Raw genomic sequence first — 7765 nt, forward strand, 5'->3', positions numbered from 1 at the left:
CGGGCGCCCGCGCCCGCGTCGCGCTCTCGGGCCTGACGATCGCCGAATATTTCCGCGACGTCGAAGGCCAGGACGTGCTGTTCTTCGTCGACAACATCTTCCGCTTCACCCAGGCGGGCTCGGAAGTGTCGGCGCTGCTCGGCCGCATCCCCTCGGCCGTGGGCTATCAGCCGACCCTCGCGACCGACATGGGCGCGCTGCAGGAGCGCATCACCTCGACCAACAAGGGCTCGATCACCTCGGTGCAGGCGATCTACGTGCCCGCCGACGACTTGACCGACCCCGCGCCGGCCACCTCCTTCGCCCACCTCGACGCGACGACCGTGCTCAACCGCGCGATCTCCGAGCTCGGCATCTACCCCGCGGTGGACCCGCTCGACTCGACCTCGCGCGTGCTCGAGCCGCGCGTCGTCGGCCAGGAGCATTACGAGACGGCGCGTGCCGTCCAGTCGATCCTGCAGAAGTACAAGTCGCTGCAGGACATCATCGCGATCCTCGGCATGGACGAGCTTTCGGAAGAGGATAAGCTGACCGTCGCGCGCGCGCGCAAGATCCAGCGCTTCCTGTCGCAGCCGTTCCACGTCGCCGAAGTGTTCACCGGCATCGAAGGCAAGTTCGTGCAGATCGAGGACACGATTCGCTCGTTCAAGGAAGTCGTCGAGGGCAAGCACGACGACCTGCCCGAGGCTGCCTTCTACATGGTCGGCGGCATCGACGAGGCGATCGCTAAGGCGAAGAAGCTGGCCGAGGACGCCTGATGCTGGCTGCAGCACTTCTGTTCGGAACAGCGGTGCTGCAAGCCGGCGGTGCTGCCGACCCCACGCTGGACTATGTCGGCGCGGTCGGCGATGCTTGGGTGATTTGCCCGAAGGCGCTGGTTCTCTCCACGATCGATGAGGCGCGCCTCCGGGAATCGGGCTTCGCGAAGTCGGAAGGCAAGGATGCCGCCGCGTGGACTCGGGACGGGGAGCATCCTGTCGTCTACGCCCGGGTTCGCGGCGCCGATACCGTCCGGCTCGTCGTCTTTCCGGGCAAGCTTTGTTCGATCGGGCTTTTCGGTCCGACCGCGACCGTCGCGAGCGAAGCCTATGCGACGAACCTGGCCGGAAGGCAGGGTTACGAGCGTGAGCCGGAAGCGGAAAGCGGGGCGACCTTCCACGCCTACGGACGGCAGTTCGGCGCTCGCCGGGTCCATGTCCGCTTCGAGCGCGGCGCTGCTGCCGAAGCGGGCGTTGTCTGGATCCGTGTGACGCAAGGTGCACAGTAACGTGCGGCATTTCCGCCTGCTGCCGCTCGCGCTCGGCGCCGCGCTGCTGCCCTTGGGGGCGGCGGCCTCCGCGCAGGAGGCGCCGGGGCAGGGCATCGCCGATCTCGCCGCGACGCTCGCCTATCAGCTCTGCCCGGACTATCTCGCCGGGCGCGTGCGGATCGAAGGCAATCCGCAACTGACGTCGCTCGGCTTCGCGGCGCAGATCATCCGCTCGGCCAATCCGCAGATGGGCACGATGGAGATCCGCTCGGCCGTGCGCGACGATGGCGAGGTCAGCTTCGGCGGCGCGCCGGGCAAGCTCTGCCAGGTCAATGTCTATGGCGCCAAGGCGTCGGCCGCGCTCGACCGGTTCCGCGCCGGGCTCGTGAGCCTGCCGTACAAGTTCGAGCCCGATCCGGCCAATTCGGGCCAGCGCGCCAATGGCGCGACGGTCGACACGCGGATGACGCGGATCCAGGACCGCGGCAACACGCTGGTGCTGCGCGTCCAGTTCGTGCAGGGTGATCTCCACGGCACGCCCATCGCGGGCTTTCAGATTTTCGGGATGAACCAATAACATGTCGCTTCACTTCGAACTCGTCACCCCCGAGCGCCTCGTCCGCTCCGAGGCGGTGTACATGGTCACCGTCCCCGGCACCGAGGGCGACTTCGGCGTGCTCGAGGGCCATGCCCCGGTGATGTCGACGATCCGCGACGGCGAGCTCTCGGTGGTCAAGGCGCCCGGCGCCGCACCCGAGACGATCCGCATCGAGGGCGGCTTCGCCGAAGTGAACGCCAGGGGCCTGACCGTCCTCGCCGAAAAAGCCGGCTGAGCGGCCGGACGGGATAGGCGATGTTCGCGATCTTCGCCGCCGCCGCGCTGAGCGTTGCCCCCGGTGCCGCCACCGCCGACACGCTCGTCGCGACGGCGGAGGACGCCTGCGTCCCCGTGCTCACGCGCACGCTGCGCTGGCCGGGCAGCGGCCAGCAGCCGAAGGAAGACCAGTTGCTCGCGCGGCTCGGGCTCACGCGCGGCGTGCCGCGCGAGTTCTACGACAAGGTCAAGCAGATCGACCCGCGGCTCAATTCGCTGTCGCGCGCGATCCTGGCGAGCCGCGAGTCGGGCGACGGCGCCTTCGCCTTCGTGCTCGGCGGAGTCGATCCCAATTGCCGGCTGCTCGTCTACAAGACCGCGGATCGCGCCGCGCTCGCCAAGGGGATCGGCGCGAAGCTCGCCGCCCGCGGTTGGAAGGAAGTCCCGGCGCCCGCGACCAAGACCCCCAAGCGCGTCTTCGTCCGCCGGCTCCAGAGCGGCTGGATCGTGATGGCGCAGCTCGCGATGCCGGGCGCGGCGACCCCGATCGGGCCGATGCTGCTCGTCGACGCCTTCCAGCCGGGCACCAAGGTGCCGCCCGAATTCGGCATCTGACCCGCGAGACGCTCCCATGTTCGCGTTCCTGGCCCTCGCGACGCTCGCCGCTGCGCCCTCCGACGACACCGCGCTCGAGACTGCGCTGTTCGACCTCTGTCCGAAGGTGATCGCCGGCAAGATCAAGCTCGACGACGCAGAGCAGGTCGCCGCGATCGGCTACGCACCGTCGCAGCAGCACGGCATCGCCACCTGGGTCCGCCGCGGCGAGGGCGAGACGCTGATCCTGCTCGCCAGCGCGGTCGGCAAGACCGGCAAGCGCACGTGCAGCGTCACCTTCGTCGACGATGCCGGGCACGGCCGATTCGACCGGATCGAGGCGAGCGCGCGGGCGAAGGGCTATGCCGGCCTCCCCGCGGGCGCGCTCGGCGATTCCAAGGCGCGGATGGTCCGGATCGCGCGCGACGGACTGGGCTTCACCATGCTCACCACGCTCAACCACATCGAGCTCGGCGACACGCCGTCCGACGTGGTGATGATCATGCCGAAATAGCCGCTCAGCCGCCGGTCCGCCGGTAGCGCCAGCGCATCGGCCTGGTGCCGTCGGCGAGGCTGATCTCGGCGAGCAGTTCCTTGCCCTCGCGCCAGTAGCGGATGCGCTGGGGGTAATCATGCTCGCGGTTGACGAAGGCCACGCCCGGCTCGGCCGAGGGCACCCAGGCGAAGCGCGTGCGCCCGCTGCCGCCGGGCGAAGCGAAATAGGCCATTCCCTCGCCCTCGGCGACGATCTGTGTCGCTTCCCATTCGCGCACCGTCTCGCCGCGCCCGCTCCGCCCCGCGCCGAGCATCACGCCGCCGCGCGGGGGCATCCAGCATTCCTCGGTCCAGCGCTCGCCGTCGCGCTGCTCCCAGCAGCCGGCCATCCAGTCGGGCAGCGCCGGCGCCGGAGCGGGGGCTGCCGCGAGCAACCCGAGCATGATCATAGCCAATCGCCACATCGTCCCTTCTCCTCTTCTCGTCACCCCGGCGAAAGCCGGGGCCCAGGGCAGCAAGCCGTGTCGCCCGTGGCCCTGGGTCCCGGCTTTCGCCGGGATGACGGTTGGGGATTAGAACCGTTCAAACCCGCTGGCTTGAACCGATGCGACATGCCACGCTCGGGCGCATGGACTATGCCGAGCACCCGGTTCCGCCCGCGCTCGCCGGCCTCGTCGCCGCGATCTGGACCGCGTCGGTGCCCGCGGACGGCCCCACATGGATCGCGCAGGAAGCGGTGCCCGACGGCTGCGTCGAGCTGATCCGCCGCCACGCCGGCCGCAGCCGCTGGCGCCGCGACCAGCCGGCGGTCTTCGCCACCGGGCTCGCTACCGTCACCGCCAAGCTCGAGTTCGGCGCCGGCGCCGGCTTCACTGCGATCAAGCTCTGGCCCTGGGCCTGGCACGCGCTCGGAGGCCAACGCTGCGCGAGCTTCGCCGATGACTGGATCCCGATCGCCGACCCGCGCCTCGTCGGCCTACTCGACGGCGACCCGCGCCGGATCGCCGCGCGCCTCGAGACCGCCTTCGCCGGGATCGAAGCCCCCGCCTTCGCCCGCGCGCTGCTCGTCGCGCAGTCGGTCGCCGACGTCACGCACGCGACCGGCCTTGCCCCGCGCGCGCTCCAGCGCCTCTGCGCCGGCGAACTCGGCATGCCGCCGCGCTGCTACCTCCGCCTGCTCCGCTTCCGCGACGCGCTCGCGGACATCCACACTGCCGACAGCCTCGCCGATACCGCCGCGGCGCAGGGCTATGCCGACCAGGCGCATATGGCGCGCGAGTTCCGCTCGCTCGCCGGCCTGCCGCCCAGCGCCGCCCGCAGCCGTGCGAAAGGACCGTTCGTCTAGTTCTTCAAGTCGATCTGCTTGTCGACCGCGAAGTCGATCCGCGCCGCGCCGCCGCTCCCGTCGCTCGCCTTGGCCTCGCAACGGATGTGCCTGGGCACGCCGCCCTCGCGCCGGATCGCGCAGCGGCCATCGACCAGGGTTGCCTTCACCGGGCGGAACTGGACGTTGGTCAAAACCAGGTCGCCCGCCGCGTCGAGGTTGCCGCCGAAAGCGACGAGGCTCTCATTGTCGCCCTTGCGCAGGAAGATCAGCTGCTCGTGCCCGGGCTCGGGGAAGACCATCCGGATCATCCCGTTGCAGCCGTAGGCCGCCTCGGCCTCGCCCGGCCGGCTCAGCATGCTGTCTGCGCTGCACGTGCCTTCCCAGGCCGTGATCCCCTCCGCCTCGGGCGCGTCCTGCGCGATCGCGCCCGGCACCCCGCCCGCCGCGGCCAGCACCCATCCCAATACCGCCAGCCGCATCGTCTGCTCTCCCCTCGCGCGACGCTAGCAGGTCGCCGGGTGGTCTGGTTAGTCAATTGTCAAGCCTTCCCCACTAGCGTCGCTCCGGCAAAGTCATTGGGGGCGAAGTGAATCTCGGATGAGCGCATTCGGTCGTCGTAGCGGGCTGGGGGGTGGCACGGGTGGACGTCCGGCCTTCGGCGTCGCGCGCCCGATGCAGGGCGGCGGCCCCGCGCGCCCTGCCGAGCCGCTGCCTCCCGGCGGCGAGCAGTTCCCGCCGATCGGCAGCGTGCCGCTTCCCGGCGCGGCGGTTCCCGAGCCCGATCCCTTCGCGCCGCAGTCCAATCCCGGCACCTCGGAGGCGATGCAGCGCCTCGCCGACCGCCAGGCGCAGACCGGCGAGGCCGGCAGCTCGCGGATGGAGGGCTTCGAAGCCTCGGTCCACCGCATCAAGGAACAGGTGCTCCCGCGCCTGCTCGAACGCGTCGACCCCGAGGCCGCCGCGACGCTCAGCAAGGACGAGCTCGCCGAGGAATTCCGCCCGATCATCGGCGAAGTGCTCGCCGAGCTGAAGCTCACGCTCAACCGCCGCGAGCAGTTCGCGCTCGAGAAGGTGCTCGTCGACGAGCTGCTCGGCCTCGGGCCGCTCGAAGAGCTGCTCGCCGATCCCGCGGTCAGCGACATCATGGTCAACGGCCCCGATCAGACCTATGTCGAGCGCAAGGGCCGGCTCGAGATCGCGAACATCCAGTTCCGCGACGAGGAGCATCTCTTCCAGATCGCGCAGCGCATCTGCAACTCGGTCGGCCGCCGCGTCGACCAGACCACGCCGCTCGCCGACGCCCGCCTCAAGGACGGCAGCCGCGTCAACGTGATCGTGCCGCCGCTCAGCTTGCGCGGCACCGCCATCTCGATCCGTAAGTTCAGCGCCAAGCCGATCACGCTCGACATGATGGCGCAGGGCGGATCGATGAGCCAGAAGATGGCCACCGCGCTCAAGATCGCGGGTGCGAGCCGCTTCAACGTCGTGATCTCGGGCGGCACCGGCTCGGGCAAGACGACGATGCTCAACGCGCTGTCGAAGATGATCGACCCCGGCGAGCGCGTGCTGACGATCGAGGACGCCGCCGAGCTTCGCCTGCAGCAGCCGCACTGGCTGCCGCTCGAGACGCGCCCGCCCAACCTCGAGGGCCAGGGTGAAGTCACGATCCGCGACCTCGTCAAGAACGCGCTGCGCATGCGGCCGGACCGCATCATCCTGGGCGAAATCCGCGGCAGCGAGTGTTTCGACATGCTCGCCGCGATGAACACCGGCCACGACGGCTCCATGTGCACGCTCCACTCCAACAGCCCGCGCGAGGCGCTGGCGCGTATGGAGAACATGGTGATGATGTCGGACATCAAGGTGCCCAAGGAAGCGATCTCGCGCCAGATCGCCGATTCGGTCGACCTGATCATCCAGGTGAAGCGCCTGCGCGACGGCTCGCGCCGCGTCACCAACGTCACCGAAGTGATCGGGATGGAAGGCCCGGTGATCGTGACGCAGGAGCTCTTCAAGTTCGAATATCTGGACGAGAGCGCCGACGGCAAGATCATCGGCGAGTATCGCTCGATGGGCCTGCGCCCCTATACGCTCGACAAGGCCAAGCAGTTCGGCTTCGACCAGGCGCTGCTCGAGGCCTGCCTGTAGGGGCAAGCGTCAGCCCACACCCTTCATTGCCAGCCAGCCCGCGATCGCCGCGCCGATCAGCGCCATGAACTGGATGAACGGCCAGGGCATGATCCCGACCTTGTCCATGTCGCGACGGTTTCGCCGGCGATGCTCGGCGATACCGCTCGCCACCGCCACGGCCATCAGCCCGCCCACCGTCCACCACATCGCGCTTGAATCCTTGCCCCGCCCCGATCAGTCTCGGGCAATCCAGATAGGAGAGGATTCGCGATGCGCCAGTATCTCGCCGCCGCCCCGCTCGCGCTCGGCGTCGCCCTTGCCGCCCCGCTCGTCATCGCGGCGGCCCGGCCGGTCCAGGTCGATCCCGGCATGACCGTCGCGGTCGGCGCGCCCACGCGCACGCCCGCCAACGTCGCGCGCGACAAATATCGCCACCCGGCCGAGACGCTGAGCTTCTTCGGGGTGAAGCCGACCGACACCGTGGTCGAGATTTGGCCCGGCGGCGGCTGGTATACCGAGATCCTCGCGCCGCTCACCAAGGGCAAGGGCACGCTCTGGGCAGCCGACATGTGGCCCTCGACCGGTGTCCCCAGGCTCCAGGCCAAGGACGCGGCGACCTATGGCGCGATCAAGCTCGCCGCCTTCCCCGCCGCCGACGGCCAGCCGCGCGTGCCCGACGGCAGCGCCGACGTCGTCCTCACCTTCCGCAACGTCCACAATTGGCGGATGGGCTACAAGCGCGACAACGTCGACTATTCGAAGGAAGCCTTCGCGCAGATGTTCGCGATGCTGAAGCATGGCGGCACGCTGGGGATCGAGGATCATCGCCTGCCCGAGGGCGCGAGCGAGGAGCGCGAGAAGACCAGCGGCTACATCAAGGTGTCGACGGTCAGGCGACTCGCGCAGGAAGCCGGCTTCGTCTTCGTCGGCGCTAGCGAAGTCAACGCCAACCCCAAGGACAGCGCCGACTGGCCCGAAGGCGTGTGGACGCTGCCGCCCACCTATGCGCTCAAGGACGTCGACCGCGAGAAATACGCCGCGATCGGCGAGAGCGACCGGATGACGCTGAAGTTCCGCAAGCCTTAGAGGCTGTTTGGAAATGCGCCATTCAGCGCATTGCGGCACCAGCCCGCTCCCCCACCCGGCCTCCCAACGG

Annotated in this window: 12 protein-coding genes; 9 read left to right on the forward strand and 3 right to left on the reverse strand. The window is 69.5% G+C overall.

Features of this window, described 5'->3' with window-relative positions:
* The 6 genes from atpD to J7495_RS20135 form a co-directional block, all read left to right on the forward strand.
* On the forward strand, nt 1-758 hold a 758-nt coding region (atpD, locus tag J7495_RS20110), incomplete at its 5' end, for a F0F1 ATP synthase subunit beta (RefSeq protein WP_294058763.1).
* On the forward strand, nt 758-1267 hold the full coding sequence (locus J7495_RS20115; RefSeq protein WP_294058764.1) for a hypothetical protein: 510 nt from the start codon (nt 758-760) through the stop codon (nt 1265-1267). The genes atpD and J7495_RS20115, both read left to right, overlap by 1 nt.
* A 1-nt stretch (nt 1268) precedes the next feature.
* A complete protein-coding gene (locus J7495_RS20120) occupies nt 1269-1826 on the forward strand; it encodes a hypothetical protein (RefSeq protein ID WP_294058765.1) in 558 nt (185 codons plus the stop codon).
* Between the two features lies 1 nt (nt 1827).
* Complete coding sequence (locus tag J7495_RS20125) at nt 1828-2082, forward strand: ATP synthase F1 subunit epsilon (RefSeq protein ID WP_294058766.1); 255 nt, start codon at nt 1828-1830, stop codon at nt 2080-2082.
* A 20-nt stretch (nt 2083-2102) separates the two neighbouring features.
* Nucleotides 2103-2678, forward strand: a complete 576-nt coding sequence (locus J7495_RS20130; protein WP_294058767.1) for a hypothetical protein — start codon at nt 2103-2105, stop codon at nt 2676-2678.
* Nucleotides 2679-2694: 16 nt separating this feature from the next.
* Nucleotides 2695-3171 (forward strand): hypothetical protein, encoded by a 477-nt coding sequence (locus J7495_RS20135; protein ID WP_294058768.1) that lies wholly within the window; start codon nt 2695-2697, stop codon nt 3169-3171.
* Between the two features lie 4 nt (nt 3172-3175).
* Here the strand turns inward: J7495_RS20135 and J7495_RS20140 are convergent, their stop codons facing one another.
* Entirely contained in the window at nt 3176-3616 is a 441-nt protein-coding gene (locus J7495_RS20140; protein ID WP_294058769.1) for a DUF6265 family protein, read from the reverse strand.
* A 140-nt stretch (nt 3617-3756) separates the two neighbouring features.
* Between J7495_RS20140 and J7495_RS20145 the strand changes: the two genes are divergently transcribed.
* Nucleotides 3757-4497 (forward strand): helix-turn-helix domain-containing protein, encoded by a 741-nt coding sequence (locus J7495_RS20145; RefSeq protein WP_294058770.1) that lies wholly within the window; start codon nt 3757-3759, stop codon nt 4495-4497.
* On the opposite strand, the gene J7495_RS20150 is transcribed toward J7495_RS20145, so the two are convergent.
* Nucleotides 4494-4958: a hypothetical protein gene (locus tag J7495_RS20150; RefSeq protein WP_294058771.1), complete on the reverse strand. Its 465-nt coding sequence runs from the start codon at nt 4956-4958 to the stop codon at nt 4494-4496. The two genes, J7495_RS20145 and J7495_RS20150, sit on opposite strands and share 4 nt — an antisense overlap.
* Before the next feature lie 118 nt (nt 4959-5076).
* Between J7495_RS20150 and J7495_RS20155 the strand changes: the two genes are divergently transcribed.
* Nucleotides 5077-6627 (forward strand): CpaF family protein, encoded by a 1551-nt coding sequence (locus J7495_RS20155; RefSeq protein ID WP_294058772.1) that lies wholly within the window; start codon nt 5077-5079, stop codon nt 6625-6627.
* 9 nt (nt 6628-6636) lie between these two features.
* Here the strand turns inward: J7495_RS20155 and J7495_RS20160 are convergent, their stop codons facing one another.
* Nucleotides 6637-6816 (reverse strand): hypothetical protein, encoded by a 180-nt coding sequence (locus J7495_RS20160; RefSeq protein WP_294058773.1) that lies wholly within the window; start codon nt 6814-6816, stop codon nt 6637-6639.
* 63 nt (nt 6817-6879) lie between these two features.
* On the opposite strand from J7495_RS20160, the gene J7495_RS20165 reads away from it, so the two are divergent.
* Nucleotides 6880-7695, forward strand: a complete 816-nt coding sequence (locus J7495_RS20165; protein WP_294058774.1) for a methyltransferase — start codon at nt 6880-6882, stop codon at nt 7693-7695.
* The last annotated feature ends 70 nt before the right edge of the window (nt 7696-7765 follow it).

This window comes from Sphingomonas sp., assembly GCF_017745215.1.
In the GTDB taxonomy this organism is placed as follows: domain Bacteria; phylum Pseudomonadota; class Alphaproteobacteria; order Sphingomonadales; family Sphingomonadaceae; genus Sphingomonas.